The sequence below is a fragment of the Undibacterium sp. GW821-FHT11B02 genome (genome assembly GCF_058808955.1).
The window spans coordinates 148,077-171,919 of record NZ_JBXASD010000014.1 but is presented as its reverse complement, the minus strand read 5'-3'; the positions used below and the strand labels follow the sequence as shown (position 1 = coordinate 171,919).

General features: G+C 51.3%; 22 protein-coding genes. 7 read left to right on the top strand and 15 right to left on the bottom strand.

Annotated elements, in window-relative coordinates; all coding sequences use genetic code 11:
- Positions 1 to 180: 180 nt before the first annotated feature.
- From AC1RVX_RS25465 to AC1RVX_RS25455, 3 genes are all read right to left on the bottom strand, one after another.
- Positions 181 to 597 carry a DoxX family protein gene (locus AC1RVX_RS25465; RefSeq protein WP_493219377.1) on the bottom strand — a complete coding sequence of 139 codons (417 nt, stop codon included), beginning with the start codon at positions 595 to 597 and terminating at the stop codon, positions 181 to 183.
- A 280-nt stretch (positions 598 to 877) separates the two neighbouring features.
- Positions 878 to 1,783, bottom strand: a complete 906-nt coding sequence (locus AC1RVX_RS25460; RefSeq protein WP_493219376.1) for a pirin family protein — start codon at positions 1,781 to 1,783, stop codon at positions 878 to 880.
- 34 nt (positions 1,784 to 1,817) lie between these two features.
- Positions 1,818 to 2,420: an FMN-dependent NADH-azoreductase gene (locus AC1RVX_RS25455; RefSeq protein ID WP_493219375.1), complete on the bottom strand. Its 603-nt coding sequence runs from the start codon at positions 2,418 to 2,420 to the stop codon at positions 1,818 to 1,820.
- Positions 2,421 to 2,541: 121 nt separating this feature from the next.
- Between AC1RVX_RS25455 and AC1RVX_RS25450 the strand changes: the two genes are divergently transcribed.
- Positions 2,542 to 3,504: a LysR family transcriptional regulator gene (locus AC1RVX_RS25450; RefSeq protein ID WP_493219374.1), complete on the top strand. Its 963-nt coding sequence runs from the start codon at positions 2,542 to 2,544 to the stop codon at positions 3,502 to 3,504.
- Between the two features lie 21 nt (positions 3,505 to 3,525).
- Here the strand turns inward: AC1RVX_RS25450 and AC1RVX_RS25445 are convergent, their stop codons facing one another.
- Entirely contained in the window at positions 3,526 to 4,173 is a 648-nt protein-coding gene (locus AC1RVX_RS25445; RefSeq protein WP_493219373.1) for a DUF4272 domain-containing protein, read from the bottom strand.
- Positions 4,174 to 4,326: 153 nt separating this feature from the next.
- Here AC1RVX_RS25445 and AC1RVX_RS25440 point away from each other — a divergent pair, with 153 nt between their 5' ends.
- Positions 4,327 to 4,890, top strand: coding sequence for a GNAT family N-acetyltransferase (locus tag AC1RVX_RS25440; protein WP_493219372.1), 564 nt, complete (start codon positions 4,327 to 4,329; stop codon positions 4,888 to 4,890).
- 468 nt (positions 4,891 to 5,358) lie between these two features.
- Here AC1RVX_RS25440 and AC1RVX_RS25435 read toward each other — a convergent pair whose 3' ends face one another.
- The 7 genes from AC1RVX_RS25435 to AC1RVX_RS25405 all read right to left on the bottom strand — a co-directional run bounded on the left by AC1RVX_RS25435 (position 5,359) and on the right by AC1RVX_RS25405 (position 13,585).
- On the bottom strand, positions 5,359 to 6,423 hold the full coding sequence (locus tag AC1RVX_RS25435) for a branched-chain amino acid ABC transporter permease (protein WP_493219393.1): 1,065 nt from the start codon (positions 6,421 to 6,423) through the stop codon (positions 5,359 to 5,361).
- Between the two features lie 12 nt (positions 6,424 to 6,435).
- Positions 6,436 to 7,467, bottom strand: coding sequence for a branched-chain amino acid ABC transporter permease (locus AC1RVX_RS25430; protein WP_493219371.1), 1,032 nt, complete (start codon positions 7,465 to 7,467; stop codon positions 6,436 to 6,438).
- Positions 7,468 to 7,483: 16 nt separating this feature from the next.
- Positions 7,484 to 8,209, bottom strand: a complete 726-nt coding sequence (locus AC1RVX_RS25425; protein WP_493219370.1) for an ABC transporter ATP-binding protein — start codon at positions 8,207 to 8,209, stop codon at positions 7,484 to 7,486.
- On the bottom strand, positions 8,202 to 8,984 hold the full coding sequence (locus tag AC1RVX_RS25420; RefSeq protein WP_493219369.1) for an ABC transporter ATP-binding protein: 783 nt from the start codon (positions 8,982 to 8,984) through the stop codon (positions 8,202 to 8,204). Before AC1RVX_RS25420 ends, AC1RVX_RS25425 begins: the two co-directional genes overlap by 8 nt.
- Before the next feature lie 17 nt (positions 8,985 to 9,001).
- Complete coding sequence (locus AC1RVX_RS25415; RefSeq protein WP_493219368.1) at positions 9,002 to 10,201, bottom strand: substrate-binding domain-containing protein; 1,200 nt, start codon at positions 10,199 to 10,201, stop codon at positions 9,002 to 9,004.
- A gap of 203 nt (positions 10,202 to 10,404) precedes the next feature.
- Positions 10,405 to 11,277 (bottom strand): alpha/beta fold hydrolase, encoded by an 873-nt coding sequence (locus AC1RVX_RS25410; RefSeq protein ID WP_493219367.1) that lies wholly within the window; start codon positions 11,275 to 11,277, stop codon positions 10,405 to 10,407.
- A gap of 28 nt (positions 11,278 to 11,305) precedes the next feature.
- Positions 11,306 to 13,585 (bottom strand): TonB-dependent receptor, encoded by a 2,280-nt coding sequence (locus AC1RVX_RS25405; RefSeq protein ID WP_493219366.1) that lies wholly within the window; start codon positions 13,583 to 13,585, stop codon positions 11,306 to 11,308.
- A gap of 250 nt (positions 13,586 to 13,835) precedes the next feature.
- Here AC1RVX_RS25405 and AC1RVX_RS25400 point away from each other — a divergent pair, with 250 nt between their 5' ends.
- The 3 genes from AC1RVX_RS25400 (at position 13,836) to AC1RVX_RS25390 (ending at position 16,175) form a co-directional block, all read left to right on the top strand.
- Positions 13,836 to 14,753, top strand: coding sequence for a LysR family transcriptional regulator (locus AC1RVX_RS25400; protein ID WP_493219365.1), 918 nt, complete (start codon positions 13,836 to 13,838; stop codon positions 14,751 to 14,753).
- 115 nt (positions 14,754 to 14,868) lie between these two features.
- On the top strand, positions 14,869 to 15,450 hold the full coding sequence (locus AC1RVX_RS25395) for a sigma-70 family RNA polymerase sigma factor (protein WP_493219364.1): 582 nt from the start codon (positions 14,869 to 14,871) through the stop codon (positions 15,448 to 15,450).
- Positions 15,450 to 16,175 (top strand): anti-sigma factor, encoded by a 726-nt coding sequence (locus AC1RVX_RS25390; RefSeq protein ID WP_493219363.1) that lies wholly within the window; start codon positions 15,450 to 15,452, stop codon positions 16,173 to 16,175. The genes AC1RVX_RS25395 and AC1RVX_RS25390 overlap by 1 nt, the downstream gene beginning before the upstream one ends.
- Before the next feature lie 388 nt (positions 16,176 to 16,563).
- On the opposite strand, the gene fahA is transcribed toward AC1RVX_RS25390, so the two are convergent.
- Together fahA and hmgA are read right to left on the bottom strand one after the other, a co-directional pair.
- A complete protein-coding gene (gene fahA / locus AC1RVX_RS25385) occupies positions 16,564 to 17,898 on the bottom strand; it encodes a fumarylacetoacetase (protein WP_493219362.1) in 1,335 nt (444 codons plus the stop codon).
- Complete coding sequence (gene hmgA, locus AC1RVX_RS25380) at positions 17,899 to 19,218, bottom strand: homogentisate 1,2-dioxygenase (RefSeq protein ID WP_493219361.1); 1,320 nt, start codon at positions 19,216 to 19,218, stop codon at positions 17,899 to 17,901.
- A gap of 128 nt (positions 19,219 to 19,346) precedes the next feature.
- Here hmgA and AC1RVX_RS25375 point away from each other — a divergent pair, with 128 nt between their 5' ends.
- The gene (locus AC1RVX_RS25375; RefSeq protein WP_493219360.1) at positions 19,347 to 20,252 is read left to right on the top strand and encodes a LysR family transcriptional regulator; all 906 of its coding nucleotides are present in this window, start codon (positions 19,347 to 19,349) and stop codon (positions 20,250 to 20,252) included.
- Positions 20,253 to 20,385: 133 nt separating this feature from the next.
- The gene (locus tag AC1RVX_RS25370) at positions 20,386 to 21,522 is read left to right on the top strand and encodes an alpha-hydroxy acid oxidase (RefSeq protein ID WP_493219359.1); all 1,137 of its coding nucleotides are present in this window, start codon (positions 20,386 to 20,388) and stop codon (positions 21,520 to 21,522) included.
- A gap of 47 nt (positions 21,523 to 21,569) precedes the next feature.
- Here the strand turns inward: AC1RVX_RS25370 and AC1RVX_RS25365 are convergent, their stop codons facing one another.
- Together AC1RVX_RS25365 and AC1RVX_RS25360 are read right to left on the bottom strand one after the other, a co-directional pair.
- Positions 21,570 to 22,937 carry a sensor histidine kinase N-terminal domain-containing protein gene (locus AC1RVX_RS25365; RefSeq protein ID WP_493219358.1) on the bottom strand — a complete coding sequence of 456 codons (1,368 nt, stop codon included), beginning with the start codon at positions 22,935 to 22,937 and terminating at the stop codon, positions 21,570 to 21,572.
- Positions 22,934 to 23,599, bottom strand: coding sequence for a response regulator transcription factor (locus tag AC1RVX_RS25360; protein WP_493219357.1), 666 nt, complete (start codon positions 23,597 to 23,599; stop codon positions 22,934 to 22,936). The genes AC1RVX_RS25365 and AC1RVX_RS25360 overlap by 4 nt, the downstream gene beginning before the upstream one ends.
- Positions 23,600 to 23,843 lie beyond the last annotated feature (244 nt).

Sequence of the window (23,843 nt, the reverse complement as noted above, 5' to 3'; positions counted from 1 at the left end):
AATCGGGACATACAGAATAGCCGTTTCAAGTAAGCTGTCAACGGCAGCAGTACGATTGGAAAACCTTGACGGCGCAGTAACTTACCGGGGGAAATTCAAGTAAAAAACGGTAGATTCACCTTGCAGTAAATCTGCCGCTGAAAAAATCCCCGAGGGAACGGGAAATCAATTCTTTCTTACTCAGGCTTTACGGCCATCCAGACTCCAGCCACCGCTGCCATGTATCAAGACATACAATAGTCCACCGGCCATGGAGATATTTTTCATGAAATGGATCATCTGGTTTTGCGCTGCATCAGCTGGTACACCCCAGAAATTATGGAAGATAAAGGCCGCAGCCAGCGTGAACAGGATCATTGCCGCCGCTGCCCAACGTGCACGCCAACCCAGGATGACCATGACGCCGCCGCCTAGCTCTACAACGATAGCAGCTATCGCACCCAAGGCAGGCAAAGGCAAACCCTTGCTGGCGATATAGCCTACGGTTTGCTCAAAACCGGATATCTTGCCGGCACCGGATGCCACGAAGATCAGGGCGATCAATACACGGGCGATGAACGAGCCGAAGACGGGGCCTATGGTTTCTGTTTGTTTCATTTTGTTTTCCTTAAATGTAGATTTTGATTTTTTTCGTTGTTAATTGAAAACTTGCTTTGTAGGTTGGGCTACGGTTTACCAGCCCAACACTCGGCCTCGAAGTAACGTATAGGTTTATAAAACGCCCAGTTTCGTAGGTTGGGCTACGGGGTATCAGCCCAACACTCGCCCTCAAAATAACGTATACGTTTATAAAACGCCCAGTGTTGGGCTGGTAAACCGTAGCCCAACCTACAACGACAAGTTCCTTCGTCCGTGAAAATGATGCTTAACTCTAATATCAAGCAACATCCGCCAACTTACCCTCACGAAAATCGCTTATCGCTTTAAATATCTCAGCCTGACTATTCATCACAAACGGTCCATACTGAACGATGGGTTCACCGAGCGGCTGGCCAGCAATCAGCAACAAGCGGCTATCCACTTTGGCATCAATCACCACGCCATCTGCATCCGGCGATTTTTTCAATATTGCCATGCGTTGCATCGGCACATCGCGCTCAGCTATCTGCACTTCACCTTCATACACATACACAAAGGCATTAAAACTGGCAGGCAAGCCATGTGTAAAACTGCTACCAGCTGGCATATGTATATCCAGATACAGCGGCTGGGTTACTTCACGCTGCACGGCACCTGCTACTCCGTGACTACTACCTGCGATGACGCGCACGTTCACACCCGCTGCTGTCAGCAATTCAGGAATGGCTTCACTCTGGATATCGCGATACCAGGGAGCGATCATCTTGTCCTTGGCAGGCAGATTCAGCCATAACTGGAAACCTGTCATGTGGCCTTCTTCCTGTTCCGGCATTTCTGAATGAATCACGCCACGCCCGGCTGTCATCCATTGCACGCCACCGTTTTGCAGCAAGCCTTCATTACCGGCACTGTCGCGATGGCGCATACGACCAGCCAGCATATAGGTGACGGTTTCAAAACCACGGTGCGGATGGCTGGGGAAACCGGCGATGTAGTCACCTGCCTCGTCACTGCCGAATGCATCCAGCATGAGGAAGGGATCGAGCCGGTATTGCAGTGGCTGCGTCAATACCCGTGTCAGCTTGACACCGGCACCGTCCGAAGTAGGCTGCCCTGCGACCAACTGTTCCACCACGCGTGAATTCGTTACGTTTTCCACTTGTTGAACTGTTGTATTGCTTGCGACTACATCTGTCGTTTCCATGATCCATCGTCCTTATAGTTTGCCCGTCAATTTATCAGGCAGGCAGTAATTCATTAATTTGTTGGTGTGCTGACGCCAGCGATGCTTTTTCTGCATCCGGGCCCATGGCCAGACCTTCTGCATAGACAAACTCTACATCGGTCATGCCCAGAAAGCCAAAGAAGGTTTTCAGATAAGGCATTTGGGTATCGTTTGGTGTATTGCGATACAGGCCGCCACGTGTCAGTACGACATATACTTTCTTGCCAGTCAGCAAACCTTCGGGGCCGTTGGCGGTATAGCGGAAAGTGACCTGGGCGCGGGACACGGCATCGATCCAGTTTTTCAATTGGGCAGAAATACCAAAGTTATACATGGGTGCGCCAAGCACGACCACATCTGCGGCCTGGATTTCTGCAATCAAGGCATCATCCAGGGCAACGCGGGCTTGTTGTTCTGCCGAACGCTGGTCTGCCGGAGTGAACAGGGCTTGCAATGCTGTTTCATCAAGTATGGGGTGAGGATTGCGGCCAAGGTCACGCACATTCACAGTGGCACCGGAAGATGTTTCCAATAAAGCCTCAACCAGGCTATTCGCCAATTGAGTGGAATGAGAAGCCTGGGCACGGGCGCTGGAGTTGATTTGCAGGATGTTCATTTTGTGTTCCTTTCAAAAAAAGAGTTGATGGACGCACTTTAATCGTTCCAAAAACATTCCGGAAGGCGTTAAAATGGATATCATTGTTCCAAAAATAGGAAAATAGTATGGGAGTGCGATCATGACTCTGGAAGCCAATGACCTTCTGCTATTTGCCCGCGTGGTCGAAGAAGGTAGTTTTAGCAGAGCAGCGGAAAGGCTGGGGGTGCCCAAATCAACGCTGTCACGCCGTATTTCTGCGTTGGAAGCCCAGCTAGGCGAACGCCTGATCTTGCGCACCACGCGCAAGCTGACGGTGACTGACCTGGGGCAGAATGTTTTGCTGCATGCACAACATGTACAAGAGGAAGTCAATGCCACGCTGGCGCTGACCCAGCACAGGCAGGCGGAACCGAATGGTAGATTGAAGATATCAATGCCAGGCGATTTTGCCATTCATCAAATGGGTGAACTGTTGTCAGATTTCATCAGCAAATACCCTTCCGTCAATCTGGAACTGGATCTATCGCCACGTAGAGTGGATTTGATAGGCGAAAATTTTGATGTTGCCATTCGTGTTGGTGATTTGCCCGATGATGCGTCGCTGGCAGCACGTGGACTGGCACGCTTCAGCATAGGCCTGTATGCCTCACCAGCCTATTTGAAATTACATGGTACGCCTGCCGAACCTGAAGCCCTGATGGAACATGATTGCCTGCGTTTGACAGCCCGTAATGGCGAACCATCACTATGGCGCATGGAAAAAGATGGTGCAGTCTGGGAAGGTATACCGCCGGGTCGGGCCAGCGCCAATTCTCCCGAATTGCTGACGCGTCTGGCAGTGCGTGGCCAAGGTATCACCATGCTGGCTGACCATTTTGCTGGCCAGCATGTACACAACGGTCAGTTAGTACCCTTGCTGGAAGACTGGAAACTACCTGACGTCAATGTCTGGGCAGTTTTCCCCGGTCGTCGCCTGATGCCCGCACGCACCCGCGTTTTCCTTGATGCCCTTCAGGCTGAATTCTCAGGCCCACGCTGTTTGAAGATAATTGATGAAGTGAATGCCTGTAAAACAGAACGCAAAAGACTGAAGACGCTTTGACTGCAGCGTCTTCATGACGCATCAAGTCTCGGTACTGACTTTGTCCCAGTCATTTTCTTCTTCATACTGACACAGCCAATTCGCTGCCTGATGCCATTCCCGCACGGCATGCGCATTCAGGTTACCCGGCGCATCGCGCCCGGTAATATGTGCATGGCGAACCGCCCAGTGCAGGCGATACAGCAAATCTGACCAATCCAGAATCTGCCCTTTGCGGCGCGGCTTCAAGGCTGCCAGCAGGCGATCCGGTGCTTCCATCGCATGTGGGAAGATTTTTAAGACTTGCTTCAGATTTGCGGCTTGCGTGGGTACAGCCAGCTTGTCAGTCAAACCTGCTGCCCAGGCCAGGAAATACAAGGCTTCCTGCCTTTGCACAAATTGCGCACGCAATTCTTCAGGCTGTTCAGTTGCAAACAACAATGCCTGCTCCTGATCTGACAAACAAGCCTTCAGACCATGAATTTCCAGATATGTGCGGTAGTGTGCAGCATCGCCCCCAGTAGCTACCGCAGTCACCACCCACAAGGCCAGCATACGCTGCATCAGTGCTTCAGGCGTGCGCAATTCCACTTCTTCATCAGATTCAATCACATGCAATTGCACATTGATGCGGATACCACGTTTATGCAATTCCAGTTCGGAAGCTTCTTTGCGTTGCTCTGGGCTCATTATTTCTTCAATCTCGTTAATCAAATCACTCGCAATCAAGGAGCAGGCGAATTATCCCAGATTTTTCTTGACTAAAGCATGCAAGAACATTGCAACCCTATGCTCAAAGGGCTATTAAAATGTCCACCTATCACCTGCATTCACAAAGCGCACATGCCTGAAACCACACACTTCCCGGTGTTGCACACGCCAAACTATCTACTTCGCCGCATTGTTGCTGCCGATATGCCTGCAGTTTTCCAGGGTTTATCCGATCCGCGTGTCAGTGATTATTATGGTGTCAGCTACGATACCCTGGCATCAACCCAGGCACAGCTGGACTGGTATGAAGAAGTCTGGCAAGCTGGTACCGGAATCTGGTGGGGCATTTGCAGTCAAAGTAAGCCGGAATTATTGATAGGCACTTGCGGCCTGCATGAATGGGAACAGGAACACCATTGCGCAGAAACCGGCTTCTGGCTCTCACCAGACCATTGGGGCAAGGCCGTCATACCTGAATGCCTGAACGTGATGATCGCCCACTGCTTTCAGCATCTGGGCCTGCACCGCCTGCAAGCCATGGTAGAGCCAGAAAATATCGCCAGTTGGCGTTTAATAGAAAAACTGGGTTTTCAACTGGAGGGTGTATTGCGGGAATGTGAATACAAACATGGACGCTATGTTGATCTCAAATGCTACTCCATGCTGGATAGCGAATTTCGTTCAAGGCAGGAGTGACACAAGATGCAAGAACGGCAGGCCAGTCTTTGTATAGGGAGTACGCAGACGGCCTGCCGGTTGCAAAAACTGTGGAATAAAATCACGTAAAGCGGAGGTGTTGCTGTTGCTGTTGATTTTGACTTTAATCCGCTTGGGACGACGTAATTTGTGCTTCACAGAAAATGGATCAAGAAGAGCCGATGTCTGAGCGAAGCGAGTTTCGGATCTTCCCATTTTTTATGATGCACAAATTATGCTGAAGCGCAGCGCAAGCACCCGAAGGGCAAGTCTGCGGTCGCCTTTCTTTGATTCCTTTCTTTGGCGAAGCAAAGAAAGGAATTCGGCCGCCGGGCCGAGACCCGGCCTGGTTGTATGAAGGGCAATCGCTTAAATAAAACTCCAGTATGCAACAAACGCCGCTGGATTCCTGCCTGCGCAGGAACGACGAATTTATCTGCACGGTATTTCAACATGCTGTACTACCAATCAGTCCTTCTTCCCACTACCCCTCAATTTCCCCACTATCCCCACCGGAAAAAAATAAATCGACACCACAAACAATACCCCCAACCACAACATCCACCGATCCGGATGCAAAGCACTCGCCAGCAACGGCACATCTGCCAAAGACGACGATGCCATCCCCATCAGGCTCTTAAGATAATTCTGCGCCAGTATGAACAGCGTGGCACCAACGACTGCTCCATACATCGTCCCCATGCCACCTATCACCACGATCAGCAAAATATCCGTCATGACTTCAAAACTCAACATGGTCTTGGGACCAACATAACGCAACCACAAGGCCATCAATGCACCCGCCATGGCCGCAACCAGCGCCGCTATGCAATTCGCCAGAATGCGGTAGTACACGGTACGATACCCCAGTGCCTCGGCACGAAAATCATTTTCACGTATAGCCTGTAAGACCCGGCCAAAGGGCGAATTCACGACCCGCAGCAAAAACAGGAATAACAAGACGCTGCCAATAAACACGATGTAATAAGTAATCACCTTGCCATCCACAACACGACCAAACAACTCCATTTCGAAAAGACGATATGCAGGCGACAACAGGGAAGGAACACTGAAGGTTTTGCCATCTTCACCACCAGTAAAATCCGACAATTGCGATGCCAGCACGGCAAAGGAAGACGCCACCGCCAGCGTGATCATGGCGTAGAAAATTGCCCGCACACGCAATGCAAACAAGCCAACGATCAGAGCCAGTACCAGCGTCACCAGCAAGGCTGCCAGCAAACCCACAGCAGCCAGTCCCCAGGATGGTGTGCCACTTGCCAGCGCCAAGCCTATACCATATGCACCTATACCAAAAAACATGGTGTGAGCGAAAGAGACGATACCGGTATAACCGAGCAGCAAGTCATACGAAGCAACCAGCACAATGTACACACAGATGGTGGCAGCAGTATTTAAAGGCCGTGCGCCACTGGTGATGAAGGGAGCACAGGCCAGCCCCAAAAATATCGCCACCAGAATCAACGCCAGCCAGCGGTTACGCGGAAAATCATCCGACAGGATTTGTTTCATCACATTCATGTCTTAACGCCTTACCACAGTGTACAAGCCAGTCGGACGCCAGAGCAGCACGGCGATCATCAGTAAAATATTGGAAACCAGTGCCAGCTTGGGTACCAGGAAACCGGCGTAATTGGCCACCAGCGCCATCAGCAAAGCACCGATAAAACAGCCGCCAACCGAACCCAGCCCACCGATGATGATGACAATGAATACCATGACCATGATGTCACCGCCCATGGCTGCAGTCAGACTCTCCTTATACAAGCCCCACATGACACCACCCAGGCCAGCCAGTGCCGAACCGGCAGCAAACACCAGCACAAACAGGCGACGTATGCGGTAACCAAGCGCTTCTACCATCTCGCCATTTTCTACACCAGCACGTATCAGCAAACCCAGTTTGCTGCGATTCAGCACCAGAAACATGGTGATAAATACCAGCAAACCAACTACCACGGCAATCAGGCGATATTTTTCTATGGCAGCATCACCCAGCAATATGCTACCGCGCAGGCTGGTCGGCAACGGTAACGGAATTTGCTCTGCACCCCAGATGACATTGATCATCTGTTCGGCGACTATCATGCCGCCCATGGTGATGAGAATTTGCTTCAGATGTTGTCCATAGACCGGCATGATAATGATACGCTCAAAAGCCCAACCCAGCAGACCGGTAGCCAGCATCGCCAGCAGGATAGCCAGCCCCAGTGCAGTCAGGTTCATGAGCAGCGAATCGGCTTCCATCCAGCCATGCATGGGCAACAAAACTAGCGTGGCGACAAAAGCACCGACGGACACAAAAGCACCGTGACCAAAATTCAATACATCCATCAAACCAAAAATCAGGGTCAGGCCGCTGGCCATGATGAAGATCATCATACCCATGGCCAAACCTGCAACGGTCAGGGTGATCCAGGTCGGGAAGCTACCAACCAGCGGCAGCATCAGCAAGGCCAGGGTCGGTACCAGTACCAGCGGCCAGATATCGCGTGGTGCTGTTGGCAGGCTGGCGACTTCTGGCTTGGCGGTCTTGTCCAGAACAGTATCTGTCATTATTCTTCCTCTTGCTTTATTGATGCGCAGCCAGTGACAAGCCCAGCAAATGCTGTTGCAAGTCATTGTCATCTGCCAGTGCCTGCATGCCGCCGGTATGCACGACACGGCCATCATCCATGACGGCTACGGTATCTCCCAGCTTGCGCACGAAATTGAAATTCTGCTCCACCAGCAAAATCGTCGTGTCACTGGCTTTCAACTCATTGAAGGCGGCCATCAGGCTAAGGATGATGGCAGGTGCGAGACCCTTGGTCGGCTCATCCACCAAAATCAGTTTGCGCGGTTCGACGATGGCGCGGGCAATGGCGACCATTTGCTTTTGACCACCAGATAAATTGCCTGCCGGGTAATTCCAGAATTTTTTCAGTGCCGGGAAAAAGCCACATATCCATTCGACCCGGTTGCTATCCAGCGGGCCATTGCGTGCTGCCAGTACCAGGTTTTCTTTTACCGTCAGGTCAGAAAATATCGCCATGCTTTCTGGCACGTAGGCAATACCTAGCTGGGCAATATCCGGTGTTGCCATGGCGGTGATGTCGCGACCATCGAAATGGATCTTGCCCTGGCTGGCTTTCCACAAACCCATGATGGTACGCAGGGTAGTGGTCTTGCCTGCACCATTGCGGCCCAGTAAGACAGAGAGGCCGCCGCGTGGTACCTGCATGTCTACGCCTTGCAGGATATGGTATTCACCGATATGGGTATGCACACCGGCCAGTGTCAGTAGGGTTTCAGACATGCTGCTCTTCCTTGGCTTCAGGGGTGATACCCAGATAGGCTTCCTGCACGATGGCAGACGCCATGACGCTGGCTGGTTCGCCATCTGCTACCAGCGTACCGTTATGCAGGACGATGATGCGGTCAGCCAGTGAGCGCACCACGTCCATTTTGTGTTCCACCAGCAAGATGGTTTTCTTGCGTTCAGCCTTGACCTGATGGATCAGGTCAAGCACTACTGGCACTTCATCAACACTCATGCCTGCAGTGGGTTCGTCAAACATCATGATGTCTGGCTCCAGTGCCAGCAAGATGGCGACTTCGAGTTTGCGTTTGTCGCCGTGCGACAGCGCAGAGACTTTATCCGACTTGCGGTCTGCCAGTGCAATCTTGTGCAGATAATGTTCTGCCCGCTTCAACAGGTCCGTATGCGCGGACCACAATGAAAAGATATTCAAACCCAGACCAGCTCTGCTTTGTACTGCAAGACGCACATTTTCCATGACTGACAAATTAGGGAAGAGATTGGTGAGTTGAAAAGCCCGGCCTATTCCCTTGCGCGTGCGTTCTGCCGCACCCTTGCTAGTGATGTCCACACCAAATAAATGTACGCTACCCGCACTGGCAGACAGCTGTCCAGACATCAGGTTGAAGTAAGTGGTCTTACCTGCCCCGTTAGGGCCGACAATAACGGTCAGGGTACCGGGATAAAAATCTGCCGTTACCTGATTGACGGCCACATGGCCACCAAACCGTATGCTCAGATCACGTGTTGATAGCGAGGGTGCACCGCTCATCTGTACTCCTGCCATCATCAACGCTTGTTCTTGATCGGGACTGGTAATTCACTGGCTGGTATTTCCCTGACCAGTTCCAGCAAATCCCATTCATTCTTCTGGTCCTTCTTGATGCGGAACTGATACATGGATTGCATGGCCTGGTGATCTTCCTTGCGGAAATTCATCTTGCCTTTAGGTGTGTCAAATTCCATGCCTTCCATGGCAGTGATGAGTTTTTCAGTATCCGTAGACTTGGCCTTGCTGATGGCCGTGTACACAGCACTGGCTGCAGAAAAACCACCGGCAGTAAAGAAATCAGGCGGGGCCTTGAAACGCTTGGTATGCTCAGTCACCAGCCAGTCATTCATCTTGTTTTTGGGGAAGTCGTAGTAATAGTAAATTGTGCCCTGGGTGCCTACATAGGTCTTCCAGTTTTTCATGACAGGCAGGATATTGCCGCCGGGGGCCAGGGTAATACCAAAACGCTCCGGCTTCATGTCAGCCAGCTTATTCATGGGATTGGGTCCAGCCCAGATGATTTGCAACACGCGCGGCTCTGGCTTATCTTTCAGCACATCAAAAATACGCTGGGCAGCTGCGGTAAAGTCCGTTGTATTTTGTGCCGCGTATTCTTCGTGAACGATCTTGGCCTTGGCACCAACTGCTGTCAATGCTTCCTTCGCTGCCTTTACACCGTCACGACCGAAAGCGTAATCCTGCGCCAGGAAGGCAATACTGCCGCCGGACTTGATGGTGCTGGCAGCGGCCAGGCCATCCTGCATGGAATTACGACTGGTGCGGAAGATGTAGCGATTCCATTTTTCGCCGGTAATTGCGTCAGCGACCGCTGGTTCAACGATGAGCACCTTCTTGTATTCTTCTGCCACTGGCAGCATGGCAATGGCAGAGCCGGAAGAGCTGGTACCAACTGCGATGTCGGCCTTGTCGTCACCAAATGCTTCAGCCAGTGCCGTGCGACCGAGGTCAGGCTTGCTTTGGTCATCCTTGACGATGACCTTGATCTTGCGGCCATTGATTTCCATCTTGCCGCCGGTCAGGTATTCCAGCCCCATCATGAAGCCGGTTTCGGTTTCCTTGGCATAGGCTTCCAGTGCACCGGTCTTGCCTGTAATGAGGGCGATTTTCAGGTCCTGTGCCAGACTGCTGGCTGAGATGAAGACACTGCTCAGGGCCAGGCTCATACAGACGAGTTTAAAGCGTTGATTCATATTCATGTTGTCTCCTGCGTATATATTTAGGAATTACGCAAAAACCGCCCCAACTGTGTTGCAGCTCCTCGCCGTACTATTCGTACTGTCTTCGTCGCTGCGCCTTGTTGGGACAATTTTGCGTAAGTCCTAATATTGAAAGTGGCATGCTTTTGTCAGCGGCATTTTCTGCTCTTTTTGACAATGCATATAAGCATACTGCAATTCGTCTAATCTACTGTGTCTAAAAATTCCTTTATCGCTTTTTTTGCCGGCGCTTCCATCAGCATGGGGGCATGACCGACACCATTCACTTCGGCATACTGCATGGCAGGGGCCATGCTTTGCATATAAGCGAGTTGTTCAGGCTCCAGCAAATCCGATAAACCGCCACGTATCAACAGCGTGGGGTGATTTTTAGTGAGACGGCGAAAAGCAAAATTGGCGACCCAGGACCTGGCCTTTAACTGGCCATTTTGCAGTGGCCTTGCGATATTCGGATCATATTGCAAGACCAGTCTGCCCTCGACATTTTCGGCAAAAGCCCGCCTGGCCCACCTGCCCCACTCTTCCATACTGTTGTCGGGAAAAGCGGACAGGTTGACCTGGCGTATGTATTGCGTTGCTTCTTCCCAGTTTTGTACCTGCACACCTTTGCCGGCAAACCCGGCGATCCGCCCCAATCCTTTGGGAGACAATGCCGGGCCAACGTCATTGAGGATAGCGGCTGCGATCAGTTTCAGTTTGCGCAAGGCCAGGGTCATGGTGATGATGCCCCCCATGGAGGTCCCTATGAATACAGCCCTGGCAATGCCCAGGTCGCTGGCAAGCTTGATCACATCATTTGCATACGTGGCAGAGTTGTAGTGTGCAGGATCAGCATCATGCTGAGAACGTCCACGCCCCCTGACATCGACCGCAATCACGCGCCTGCCCTGCGCCGCTATCCATGGTGCCAGGTCTTCAAAATCGCCAGAGTTGCGGGTCAGCCCATGTATGCAGATGACCGCACATTTGGCCTGCCCTCCACGCGACGCATAATCCCGCGCATACAGTTGCAGGCCATCAGTACTGGTAAAGCTGATGTCAGTGAAAGTAGTCACTTAAGAATATCCTCTCGCTGTCGCCAGACTAGAAACGGTATTCAACCGTCGCTGAGACAGTTCTTGGATTGCCATAAAAAGCTGTGGTTGTACCTTCCAGACCCAGTGTAGGGAACAGGTAACCGGCAACCTTGTAATGCGTATTGCTGAGGTTCTTGCCATGCAGACCAGCACGCAAGCGCTTGTCGGTGCTAGTCCAGACCAGACTGGCATCCCACAGTGAATAAGCATCCTGATCCAGCAAGGCATTTGGTGTTTCAAACTGATTGGTGGCAGCGCGATACGAATAGCTGGAGATCAAAGTCAAGGTTCCATTTCTGCCAACCATGTTCATCGGCCAGTCATAGCTGGCAGTCAGGTTTGCTGATTGCTTTGGTGTATTCTGAAATACCTTCTGGCTGGCGACATCTACACCAGCGACGATAAATTGCGTGTACTTGGCGTCGATATAACTGAACATGCCAGACAGGCGAAAGGCATCCGTGATACGGGCCGTGGCTTCCAGCTCGAAGCCCTTGATGCGGGCCTTGCCAGCGTTGGTAGTGACGCCAGCGAAATTGTCATCCTTGCCGTCACCGTCGGTATCCACTGCGACCGAGCCAGGTATTTGCACATTCTTGTAATTACTGAAGAACAATGCGGCATTGGTCATGATGCGACCCTTGTCGAATTGAGACTTCAAGCCCAGTTCCACTGTTTCGATTTCTTCCGGCTCATAGCCTGCTTTTGCCTTGCTCAAACTAATCTTGGTACCGACCACATTCAGGCGCGGATCAAAGCCACCACCTTTAAAACCCTGCGACCAGGATGCATACACATTATTGTCAGCATTAGCTTTCCAGTTCAATGACAGACGCGGTGTGAACTTGGTATCAGTACGGTCCAGATCAGTCTTGCTGAGATTAGTGTCGGTACGGAACAAGACTGCACCAGGGGTTCCCATTTCCGGGGAGCCCTTGGTACCCAGATACAATTGCCGCAAGATCGCTGCCTGGCGCGTGTCCGAAGTATACCTGCCACCGACAGAAACACTGATAGTGTCAGACAAGCTCATGCTGCCATCGGCAAACACGGCCCAGGCCTTGGTATCAACATCGCCCATGGTATAGACAGACAGAGGTAAAGCACCATTCAATAAGGTATCGAACTTGTTGTAGGCATTGGCATCAATATAGTAGACACCGGCCACACCCTGTATGGTCTTGCCGCTATAGCTGAGTTGCAATTCCTGGCTGAACTGGCGGTTTTTGTAAACAGCGGGTGCTTCCAGATCAACCACCGGCAAAGAATCAAAGTCGATCGGTGCATACGATGTATCACGACGGCTGGCAGTAATTGATTTCAGCGTCAATTCATTATTGATCTGCCATTCAACCAAAGCAGACCCACCTGATTGTTTGACTTGTTGTAAGTGACCAAGGGCTGTGGTCAGGTTGGCGCGGGTATCAAATACATTGTCCAGTATCGGTGCTTTACTGGCATTACCTACTGTCAGGCGATAACCGTTTTTGGGACTGGAGTCATCCTGGGTAGTGTCGGCAGAAACACGTATGAACAAATTGGAGTTCGGCGTGAACTCTGCAGTCAGGCGGGCAGCAGCCACGTCTTTGTCGTAATTCTCAGCACCGGTCAGCAAGTTTGTGCCATAACCATTGCGTTTAAATTTTGCCAGAGTGGCACCGACCCTGAGAGTATCAGATACAGGGGTACTGGCAGTCAGTACAGCATCGGTCTGGCCGTAAGTGCCGACCGTAGCTTTCAGACGCACATCGGTTTCGGGTTGCAGTTTGCGTGTCACATATTTGACGGCACCACCTATGGTGTTACGTCCATACAAAGTGCCCTGAGGGCCGCGCAAGACTTCTATGCGTTCAACATCATAGATGTCTGCCACCGCACCTTGCGGGCGAGCGATATACACATCGTCCAGATATATGCCGACACCGGCTTCAAAACCGGCCAGCGGGTCTTGCTGCCCAACGCCACGAATGAAGGCGGTCAGCGTAGAATTGGTGGCGCGTGAAGCTTTCATGGTGGTGTTGGGCAAGACCTGAACCAGACCAACGATGTCGGGTACTGCCGTTTTCGAGAGCTGATCGGCAGAGAAAGCTGTCACTGATACCGGCACATCCTGTAAGGATTCTTCGCGGCGACGAGCCGTTACCACTACTGTGGTTGGCTCGGCTGATGTTGCTGCCTCGTTGCCTGCTGTAGTCGTCTGCGCCTGAGCCAGGCCACTGCCCGACAAGGCAATCAATGCTGCGGCGGACCGGCGTAACAATTTCTGCTTTCTCTTGCTCTGGTTCATCTCTGTCTCCTGTATTTTTTTATGTGCGCTCTATACTTGTTGTATGTCGCATGGCAGGCAGTGTGCACGGAAAGAAAAAACCTAGAAAGCGCATGCGTGCCCACCCTTTGTGCATTAATGCACATCAGAGTGAAGATAGAGCGAATAATACTGCCCAGTTGTTGTGCAAAATCCCTAATTATTTCATTATTGCAAAGAAGAAATGCATTATGGCTTGCTGTCGAATGTGCTTTGTCGCACAATTGGTCGCATGAATAGCATGCCTGAATGGACCGACCTGCGTTATTTTCTGGAGCTTGCCCGTGCTGGCACGCTATCTGGCGCATCGCGTCGTTTGGGTGTCGAACACACCACAGTCGCACGACGTATAGACCGGCTGGAAACCCAGCTGGGCTCCACCTTGTTTGACCGCAGCCGCGAAGGTTATGAGCTGACTGAAATGGGGCATGCCCTGCTACCCCATGCGGAAGCAATGGAAAGCGCCGCCCTGACCGCTACTGATCAACTCGGTGCCGCCAGCGTGTCTGCCCATGGCGTGGTAAGGCTGGGTGTGCCGGAAATGTTTGGCACTCTTGTAATAGCGCCCTTGCTGGCGGGTTTGTTGAAAGATCATCCCGATCTCAGCATCGATTTGCTGGTACAGCCACGCTTTGCCAACCTGGCCAACCGCGAAGCCGACCTCGGCGTGACGCTGGACCCACCGAATACTGGTCGCTATATCTTCACCCGTCTGGCCACTTTTCGCCTGAATCTATATGCGTCGCCCGACTATCTGGCACGCCATGCGCCGATACGCAATGAAGCCGATCTGGCCCAGCATGATTTTGTCGATTATGTACAGGACAGACTGGCCAGTACCGAATTGAATTTTCTCGACAAACTGGGTTTTACACCCAGGCGACGTCTTTGCTGTACCGGCATGATGGCCCAATGTGAGGCTGCCGCTGCTGGTCTGGGCCTGATCATGGCACCGCCTTACGCCATCCCTGCCAGCGGCACACTGGTACCTGTTTTGCAAGACAGTTTCTTTACTGAACGTTCTTACTGGCTGGCAGCGCCGAGTGATTTGTATCGCCTGCAAAGGGTGCGTGTGGTCTGGAATCTGTTACGGGAATTTGCAGAACAGCATCCTTCTCTGTTTGTGCATGCAGAAAGCAACAAGTCTTGATATCGTATTCTGTGTATAAATTGGAAATCGACTAGAATCACGCCAGTTGTGCCCATGTCTGCTTAAAGCACCTCATTAAAACTTATATAACCGACAGCCAAGATTGGATAAGCAATTGCCCACTGCCGCTCTGGATACCAGCCAGTTACAGAATTGGCTAGCCGGCGTCGCCCGTAAAGACGCGCAGGCATTTAAATCTCTGTATGACGCCACTTCAGCGAAACTGTTTGGCTTCGCGCTACGTATATTAGTTAAGCGTGAGTTGGCAGAAGAGGTTTTACAAGAGAGTTTTGTCAACATCTGGAATAACGCAGGCAGTTATCAGGCCGGTCTGGCAGCACCCATGACCTGGATGACAACTATCGTACGCAATCGCGCTTTCGATCTCTTGCGTCGTGTTGACCATGACGTGGAAATTGATGCTGACAATTTTGATATGGGAATCATGCAAGCCATGGAAAGCAATGAACCGACGCCAGCACAGACGCTGGAATTGACACAGGATGCCAAAGCGCTGGCATCCTGCATGTCACGTCTGGAGGGATTGCACAGGCAAGCAATGGCGATGGCATTTTTCCACGACCTGTCACATAGTGAAGTGGCAGAACATATGAAACTGCCCATAGGGACAGTGAAAACCTGGATCAGACGCGGACTCGACAAGTTGCGCACCTGCCTCACTCGTCTGGAGGCATAATGAATTTGCACCAAGTCAAAAATAATCCAGCCCTGCAGGAAAAACTGGCTTCTGAATATGTACTGGGAACCCTGCGCGGCGGTGCCCGTCGCCGCTTTGAAGCATGGATCAAACAGGATGCCGCCCTGCGTCAGGTAGTTGGCCGATGGGAAGCACATCTGCTGCCCATGGCTGAATTTACACAGCCAGTGGCTGCACCGGCCAGTGTCTGGCCCGCATTGGAAAAACGCCTGAATCTGCCGAAAACCGAAGACCGCTGGGCGTACTGGCGCAATCTGCGTGAAGACCTGGCATTCTGGCGTGGACTAGGCATGTTCTCAACCACGGTTGCAGTGGTCTTGATTTCTGTCATGCTCAACAAACAGGTAGACCAACCAGTCGCACCACAAAATAATTATGTAGCAACGCTGTCAGATGAAAAATCACAGGCCATTGCCGTCATTACTGGCGACAGCAAACGTGGTCAGTTGCAGATACGCATGGTGACAGCGCAAAACATCGCTGCTGACAAGAGTTTAGAGTTGTGGGCAGTCGGCAAGGATGGCAAGGTCAAATCCCTGGGTCTGGTCGCCGACAAGGGCATCATCACCCTGCCCATGCCTGCCAACATGACAGCCGACAGCGTACCTTTGCTGGCAGTCACGCTGGAACCGAAAGGTGGTTCAGGTAATCCTGAGAAGCCATCTGGACCGATTATATTCAAGGGTAACTGGGTGCAGATTTAAAAGCGCGGTTTAGCGATATATTTCTATCAGGGATAGTGAAGATTATTTTTTGTCTTTATCTTTGTTATCTTTGAACAGAAAGAGTGAATTATTGAACCCCGAAAAAAGAAAATACCGGTCGGGATGACGTTGCTCTTGACTTTTGCAGTTCCGATGTGTCGACACCGTTTGTGCGATACAGAAAATGGAAATAGAAGAGCCGATGTCTGAGCGAAGCGAGTTTCGGATCTTCCCATTTTTTGTATCGCATAAACGGGAACCCCGCAGGGGTGGCGACGCCTCGGTCGCCTTTTTGGCCCACCTTTTTGGCGAAGCAAAAAGGTGGGTAGCCGCCGGTCTACCACCGGCCAGCAATCTTCAATCAACGAATATTGACTGAAAAAAACAGCTACCAAACCCTTGCTGGCAACAAAGTCCCCACCACTTCACCAAACCCGATACGCGCACATCCCTCTTTCTGCGCCCAGCCACGCATAATGATGCTATCGCCATCTTCCATGAAAATGCGCTGCTCACCATTACTCAAGGTCAGCGCCTTCTTGCCTCCTTCAGTCAACTCCAGCAGAGAGCCAGCTTCTTCTGCCAAAGGACCAGATTGCGTACCCGACCCCAGTAAATCACCAGGATTGAGATTGCAACCGTTGACCGTATGATGCGTGATCAGTTGAGAAATCGTCCAGTACGAATGACGGAAATTTGACAACGACAAACGCTCGGCAGGTGCCGCTGCTGCACGCATTTTTTCTGTCTGCAACAAGACTTCCAGTTGTATATCGAAGGCACCGCTGTCACGTAAATCTGGCGCGTCCAGATAAGCCATGGGTTGCGGATCTTCAGCATCGCGTGTCCATGCATGGCGGTAAGGTGCCAGCGCTTCCAGCGTGACTACCCAGGGTGAGATAGTGGAAGCAAAATTCTTGGCAAGGAAAGGGCCAAGCGGCTGGTATTCCCATGCCTGTACATCGCGGGCCGACCAGTCATTCAACAGGCACAGGCCAAATATATGGGATTCTGCCTGCTCCATATTGATGACATCACCCAACGCATTGCCCGGGCCGACGAAAATGCCGATTTCCATTTCATAATCCATGCGCTTGGCTGGACCAAACACTGGCGTCTCGGATGTTGGTGGTTTGGTCTGGCCTATGGGACGACGGAATTGCTGACCAGATACGCCTATGGAAGAAGCACGTCCGTGATAACCGATAGGCACCCACTTATAGTTGGGTAGCAAAGGATTATCCGGGCGGAATAATTTACCAACTGCCGTCGCATGATGAACGGATGTATAAAAATCGGTGTAATCACCAATCTGCGCCGGCAAGGCAAATTCTGCCGCACTTTGCGCCAGCAGGCAGGCTTGCAATGCCCCTTGCAGACTTGCACCTTCGCGCAAGACACGTGACAGAGCCAGGCGCAATGCCGACCACACTGGTGCACCAAGCGCCATCAGGGCATTCAAGTTATTGGCATTGACGGCATTGGTGAAATGCCCGCCCTGCAAATCTGTATAGCCGGCAAAGGCATGCGCCGCATGGGCGGCAGCCAGATCAAGTATCTGGTCACCAATGGCAATACCGATGCGGTAAGACTGATTGCTGCCTTGACGACGGAACACGCCATATGGCAAATTTTGCAGAGGGAAATCCGTCTCCGCCTGATTGGCTGACGCTACCCAGCTGCGCAAGCTCACATCATGGGTTTCATTGAGTTGTACCGTCATTTATTTTTGCTCCGGATTAAAATTTTTCTTGATGCCTTGCCAGCATTGGTAATAGTCAGCCTGCAATTGTGCGGATTCCATGGCCGCACGCGCAGGTTTGATGATAGTACGCGTTTCTATCATAAAGGCCATGGTGTCATCGACTTTATGTGGCGTACTGGTATCAATGGTTGATGCCTTGTCAAATGTCGGCGCATCTGGGCCATGGCCGCTCATGCAGTTATGCAAGCTGGCACCACCCGGGCGGAAGCCGGTCGATTTCGCATCATACTGACCATGGATCAGTCCCATGAATTCACTGGCAATATTGCGGTGGAACCAGGGTGGGCGGAAAGTGTTTTCTGCCGCCAGCCAGCGTGGAGGGAAGATCACGAAGTCTATGGTATCCACACCCGGCGTATCGCTAACAGCCTGCAAGACCAGGAAGATGGAAGGATCAGGATGATCGTAGCTGATAGAGCCTATTGTATTGAAATGGCGCAAGTCATATTTGTAAGGCGCAAAATTGCCATGCCAGGCCACGACATCCAGCGGTGAGTGAGCTATCTTTGCTGACCACAAATTGCCACTGAACTTGGCCAGCAATTCAAAATCACCTTCTTTATCTTCATACCAGGCAACAGGCGTTTGAAAATCACGCGGATTGGCCAGGCCATTGGAACCGATCACACCCAGATCGGGCAATTTCAACATGGATCCAAAGTTTTCACAGACATAGCCACGTGCTTCACCATCCGGCAAATGCACCTGGAAGCGTATGCCACGTGGTATGACGGCGATTTCTTGCGGCTCTATATCCAGCAAGCCCATTTCGGTACGGATATGCAGGCGGCCTTGCTGGGGGATGATGAGCAATTCAGCATCGGCGTTGTAATAAAACCGCGTGCTCATGTCACGATTGGCGGTGTAGATGTGGATAGCACAACCTGCCTGAGCGTCAGCGGAGCCATTACCGGCCATGGTCATCCAGCCATCGATGAAATCTGTTGCCTCAGCTGGCATGGGCATCGGGTCCCAGCGCAATTGATTTGGGGTGCTTGGCATTGCGCCAAAGTCATTGGTCATACGACCATTGCTGACTTGCTTAAACGGCTGGTGCATGGCGGCAGGCCGTATGCGGTAAAACCAGGAGCGGCGGTTTGCATGGCGTGGCGCGGTGAAGGCTGTACCGGAAATTTGCTCGGCGTACAGACCATAAGCACATTTCTGCGGGGAATTCTGGCTTTTAGGCAAGGCGTCCGGTAATGCCTCAGTCGCAAATTCATTTACAAAACCAGTCTGGTAGTGAAGTTGAGCCTCTCTTGCATCATGCTTGTTCATGTCGATTCCTGCCATATAGATGTACACAGAAACAAACTTTAATGCAAAGCTCGCCGTTTTACGATATAAATACAAAAATGTACCACATTCACCAAATCAATAATACTGGACAACAATACTGAAATATTATGCTGGAACCCAAAGACATAGATCTGAACTTGCTGGTAGTGTTTCAAGAGGTTTATCAGGACCGCCAGATATCTTCCGTCGCGCGCAAGCTGAACCTGTCGCAACCAGCGGTCAGCAATGCTTTGGCCAGACTAAGGCGCTGTTTTGATGATGAACTGTTTGTACGTACGGCAACAGGCATGCAGCCAACAGCGCTGGCCGAGCAACTGGCCGAACCCGTTGCCCTGGCACTTACCCATATCACCCAGGCCCTGAACCGTCAGGAAAATTTCGACCCTGCCAGCAGCAAGCGTCACTTCACCATCGCCATGACCGATGTCGGGGAAGTGTATTTCATGCCCATCCTGGCAGAACATCTGCATACGCTGGCACCGCAAGTTCAACTATCTACGGTACGTGCCAGTGATATCGATTTGAAAACAGAAATGGAATCAGGCCGGGTTGATCTGGCCATAGGTGCCTTTGATCACTTGTCGGATGCCTGGTATCAGCGGCGTCTGTTCCGGCAAAATTATGTCTGTCTGTTCCGGCAAAGCCATCCGCTGGCGGCGGACAAGCTGGATATGAAGGATTTTCTGGCAGCACGTCATTTGATTGTTGCGTCCAAGGAAAACCCTTATGCAAAGGTCAATCAAAGTCTGGAAAAAGCCGGCATCAGCGCGGCCAGTCATTTGCGCGTCCCGCACTTTGTTGCCGTACCGTATATTGTCAGTTGCAATGATTTGCTGGTCACGGTGCCACAAAAACTGGCCGAACGGGCTGCCGCCCCCTTTGGTTTGCGCTATGTCAAATCCCCGTTGCGTTTACCTGCCCTGCAAACCAATATGTTCTGGCACCGCCGCTACAATCAGGATGCAGGCAATCAATGGATGCGTAGTCTGATATCCGATCAATTTCTTGAGTAAATAACCAGTTTTAGGACTTGTGATGAAGAATGATGCTGAAATTCCTTCATCATAAGTCTGAAAGCTTTTCCGCCATGGCTAGTTACTTATCATCTACACTTGCCCTACCCAATATTTTAGCCGGAGTAACCCCATGCCTGTCATTACCTGTGTAGAAGACCTGCGCCTGCTCGCCAAAAAGCGCGTACCCAAAGCATTTTATGATTATGCCGACAGCGGCTCTTACACGGAATCGACATACAAGGCCAATACCAGCGATCTGGCTGCCATTAAATTAAGACAGCGCGTCGCCATCAATGTTGAACACCGTTCCACCCGCACCACCATGATAGGCCAGGACGTCAGTATGCCGGTGGCAATCGCACCAACAGGTTTGACGGGCATGCAATGGGCTAACGGTGAGATGCTGGGTGCCATCGCAGCAGAAAAATTTGGCATCCCATTCACACTGTCAACCATGAGCATATGTTCGATAGAAGATGTCGCCAGCGTCACCACTAAACCTTTCTGGTTTCAGTTGTATGTGATGCGTGACCGTGGCTTTGTGAAAGAGATGATACAGCGCGCCAAAGACGCCAAATGTTCAGCCCTGGTATTGACGCTGGATTTACAGATTCTGGGGCAACGCCATAAAGATCTGAAGAATGGCATGTCGGTACCACCAAGGCTGACATTGGCGAATATTCTGGATCTGGCGACCAAACCAGCCTGGGCCTTGCGTGCCCTGGCTGGTCGAAAAACCTTTGGCAATCTGGTCGGTCATGTTAAAGGCGGTGACGGCATCCTGACACTCAGTCAATGGACTGCCAGCCAGTTTGATCCTACCCTGAGCTGGGACGATGTTGCCTGGATCAAAAAAGAATGGGGTGGCAAGCTGATTTTGAAAGGCATACTCGATGTTGAAGATGCCAAACTGGCCGTAGCCGCAGGTGCCGATGCCATCGTTGTCAGCAACCATGGGGGCCGTCAGCTTGATGGTGCCATGTCATCGATACAGGCCCTGCCAGCGATTGTTGATGCGGTCGGTCATCAGACTGAAGTCTGGTTTGACGGCGGAATACGTACCGGGCAAGACATACTGAAGGCAACTGCCTTGGGGGCTAAAGGCAGTATGGTGGGGCGCGCCTTTTTGTATGGCCTGGGTGCCATGGGTGAAGCTGGGGTCACCAAGATGCTGGAAATCTTGCAGAAGGAACTGGATGTCAGTATGGCATTGACCGGTACCAAGGATATACGTGAAGTGAATACGTCGAACATTATCCGAACTTAGGCCAGGGTCTGAAGCAATAGTGACAGGTATAAAAGCTGAAGCAAGCTTCAGCTTTTATACCGGGGAAATATCACCTCGAACAGTGTTCCTTGCCCCTGGCTACCGGTCAACACCTTGATCTCGGCCTTATGATCTTTTGCAATATCCCTGACTATAGCCAGCCCCAGGCCGCTGCCATTTGACTGGTCACTGACGCGATAAAAACGGTTGAATATCAATTCCTGATCTGACTGCGCAATGCCAGGACCGGAATCGTCCACTTTCAACAGCACTTTATCTTCCAGATTCACGCAACTGACGGTAATGGTTCCCTGAGCGGGCGTATAACGAATTGCATTGTCAATCAGATTATCAATCAGGTCGCGTAACAAAAAGCGATTCCCCTTGATTTCACAGGGCGATAAATCGAAACCCAGATCTATATTTTTCTTGTCTGCTTCTTCAATAAAGTGCTGTATCGCCTCTTCAACCAGCTTGTCCAGCGCCACTTTTTCAAGATAGGCTTCTACAAATTGACTGGGTTCAGCCCTTGCCAATGACAGAAACTGATTAGTCTGGCGTATCAGTCGCTCGCTCGAAGACAGCATCAATTCTATTGAACGACTGGTTTCTTCATCGGCGACGTAGCGTTGCTGCAACCATTCAATCTGCATTTTCAAGCCAGCCAGTGGCGTCCTGAGCTGATGTGCGACATTCGCTACAAAATCACGCTGCGCAGCGGCCCCCACCTGTACTTTGGCAAGCAAATCATTCAGCGCAAGTACCAGGGGTTGCAACTCAAGCGCGTTATGATTAACGTCTATCAGGGACAAGTCATCATAACTGCGGGAATCCAGGTCGGAACGCATTTTCTTCAGCGGCAACAGCCCTTTTGAAACGGCAAACCAGACGATGAGGATGGACATGACTGCCAGCAAACCTTCCATCAACAACAAAGTCGTAAAAATTTCGGAGCGTATATTATTTCTACGTCTCAAGGTTTCAGCTACCCCTATGAATACGGGCTTGCCATCCACCATGGCCTTGAGTGAAATGACACGTATCCCGGCACCACGCATCATGCCGTCATAAGCCAGAGGGTCATTTAAATGTTCGGACGTGCGCAAGGAAGGAAAGTCAGCATCACCGGCAATGGCTTTTCCGGCAGCATTTCTGACGATGAAATAGATGGGGTCAAAATGACCCACGCGCAATACCTGTTCAGCCTGCGGTGGCAAATCAATGGCGACATCGGCACTTGCCAGTTTTAATCTGGGTACCAGAGCCCAGGCAGTATCTGTCAGACCTTCATCAAATGCAGCATTGGCAGGTTCCCAGGCTAAACGATAAATCAGGATCGCTCCAAGAACGTTGGTAATCAACAAAGGGGCGATAAGCCATTTCAACAGCCGGAAGCGTATGCTGGCGTTGATCAACTTGCTTTCTCCAGCATATAACCAAAACCCCTGATTGTTCTGATGGTGACGCCGGCGTCCAGGATTTTGCTGCGTATCCGCGAGACATAGACTTCAACGGCATTGAGCGTGATGTCTTCCCCCCAGGGCAGGATGGCATCAATGATCTGCTGCTTGGAAACTACACGGGCTACCTGCAGCATCAGGTATTCCAGCACGGCCCATTCACGTACTGACAATTCAATGGTCTGACCATTTACACGTGCGCGTTTGGCAGTCTGGTCCAGGGTCAATCCACCTAATTGCAAGGCCACGGATTCTGGGGCACTGCGTCTGACCAGGGCCCTGATACGCGCTACCAGTTCTGGTGTCGCAAAGGGTTTGACCAGATAATCGTCTGCCCCCAGTTCCAGCCCGTGTACACGGTCCTGGATGGAATCTCTTGCTGTCAGCAGCAATACAGGCAAGTTAGCATTGTGACTACGCAAGCGCCTGATCACTTCAAAACCATCAATACCGGGAATACCAATATCAAGCACCATCACGGAAATCTCGGAACGCTGCAATGCTGACAACGCGTCAAGACCATTGTGAACGACGTCAATCACCATACCGTGTGCTTTGAGATTTTTGGAGATGCCATCGGCAATCACAGTGTCATCTTCGACTAACAAGACATGCATAGAGTATCCAGATAAGCATATAAACAACATAGCTATTCTACTCCAGGACTTACGCATAATTGTCCCAGCAAGGCGTCAGGGACGAAGACAGTACTTTAGTACGGCAAGGAGCTGCAACGCAGCTGGGGCACTTTTGCGTAAGTCCTATACTCTTTTGCCTCTATTCAGAGCCCAACTCCTGCTATTTTTCCTTGTCAGCTTATTGTCAGCCTCCTGTCATGTTGACGACAGAATGCCTTGTTAT

Excerpts from the sequence above, each read along its gene's own strand:
- AC1RVX_RS25430 (WP_493219371.1), bottom strand. The coding sequence starts at position 7,467 with ATGACAGATACTGTTCTGGACAAGACCGCCAAGCCAGAAGTCGCCAGC.
- AC1RVX_RS25370 (WP_493219359.1), top strand. The coding sequence starts at position 20,386 with ATGCCTGTCATTACCTGTGTAGAAGACCTGCGCCTGCTCGCCAAAAAG.
- AC1RVX_RS25390 (WP_493219363.1), top strand. The coding sequence starts at position 15,450 with ATGAATTTGCACCAAGTCAAAAATAATCCAGCCCTGCAGGAAAAACTG.
- AC1RVX_RS25465 (WP_493219377.1), bottom strand. The coding sequence starts at position 597 with ATGAAACAAACAGAAACCATAGGCCCCGTCTTCGGCTCGTTCATCGCC.
- AC1RVX_RS25425 (WP_493219370.1), bottom strand. The coding sequence starts at position 8,209 with ATGTCTGAAACCCTACTGACACTGGCCGGTGTGCATACCCATATCGGT.
- AC1RVX_RS25360 (WP_493219357.1), bottom strand. The coding sequence starts at position 23,599 with ATGCATGTCTTGTTAGTCGAAGATGACACTGTGATTGCCGATGGCATC.
- AC1RVX_RS25455 (WP_493219375.1), bottom strand. The coding sequence starts at position 2,420 with ATGAACATCCTGCAAATCAACTCCAGCGCCCGTGCCCAGGCTTCTCAT.
- hmgA (WP_493219361.1), bottom strand. The coding sequence starts at position 19,218 with ATGAACAAGCATGATGCAAGAGAGGCTCAACTTCACTACCAGACTGGT.
- AC1RVX_RS25405 (WP_493219366.1), bottom strand. The coding sequence starts at position 13,585 with ATGAACCAGAGCAAGAGAAAGCAGAAATTGTTACGCCGGTCCGCCGCA.
- AC1RVX_RS25375 (WP_493219360.1), top strand. The coding sequence starts at position 19,347 with ATGCTGGAACCCAAAGACATAGATCTGAACTTGCTGGTAGTGTTTCAA.
- AC1RVX_RS25435 (WP_493219393.1), bottom strand. The coding sequence starts at position 6,423 with ATGAAACAAATCCTGTCGGATGATTTTCCGCGTAACCGCTGGCTGGCG.
- AC1RVX_RS25450 (WP_493219374.1), top strand. The coding sequence starts at position 2,542 with ATGACTCTGGAAGCCAATGACCTTCTGCTATTTGCCCGCGTGGTCGAA.
- AC1RVX_RS25440 (WP_493219372.1), top strand. The coding sequence starts at position 4,327 with ATGCCTGAAACCACACACTTCCCGGTGTTGCACACGCCAAACTATCTA.
- AC1RVX_RS25415 (WP_493219368.1), bottom strand. The coding sequence starts at position 10,201 with ATGAATATGAATCAACGCTTTAAACTCGTCTGTATGAGCCTGGCCCTG.
- AC1RVX_RS25420 (WP_493219369.1), bottom strand. The coding sequence starts at position 8,984 with ATGAGCGGTGCACCCTCGCTATCAACACGTGATCTGAGCATACGGTTT.
- AC1RVX_RS25445 (WP_493219373.1), bottom strand. The coding sequence starts at position 4,173 with ATGAGCCCAGAGCAACGCAAAGAAGCTTCCGAACTGGAATTGCATAAA.
- AC1RVX_RS25460 (WP_493219376.1), bottom strand. The coding sequence starts at position 1,783 with ATGGAAACGACAGATGTAGTCGCAAGCAATACAACAGTTCAACAAGTG.
- fahA (WP_493219362.1), bottom strand. The coding sequence starts at position 17,898 with ATGACGGTACAACTCAATGAAACCCATGATGTGAGCTTGCGCAGCTGG.
- AC1RVX_RS25400 (WP_493219365.1), top strand. The coding sequence starts at position 13,836 with ATGAATAGCATGCCTGAATGGACCGACCTGCGTTATTTTCTGGAGCTT.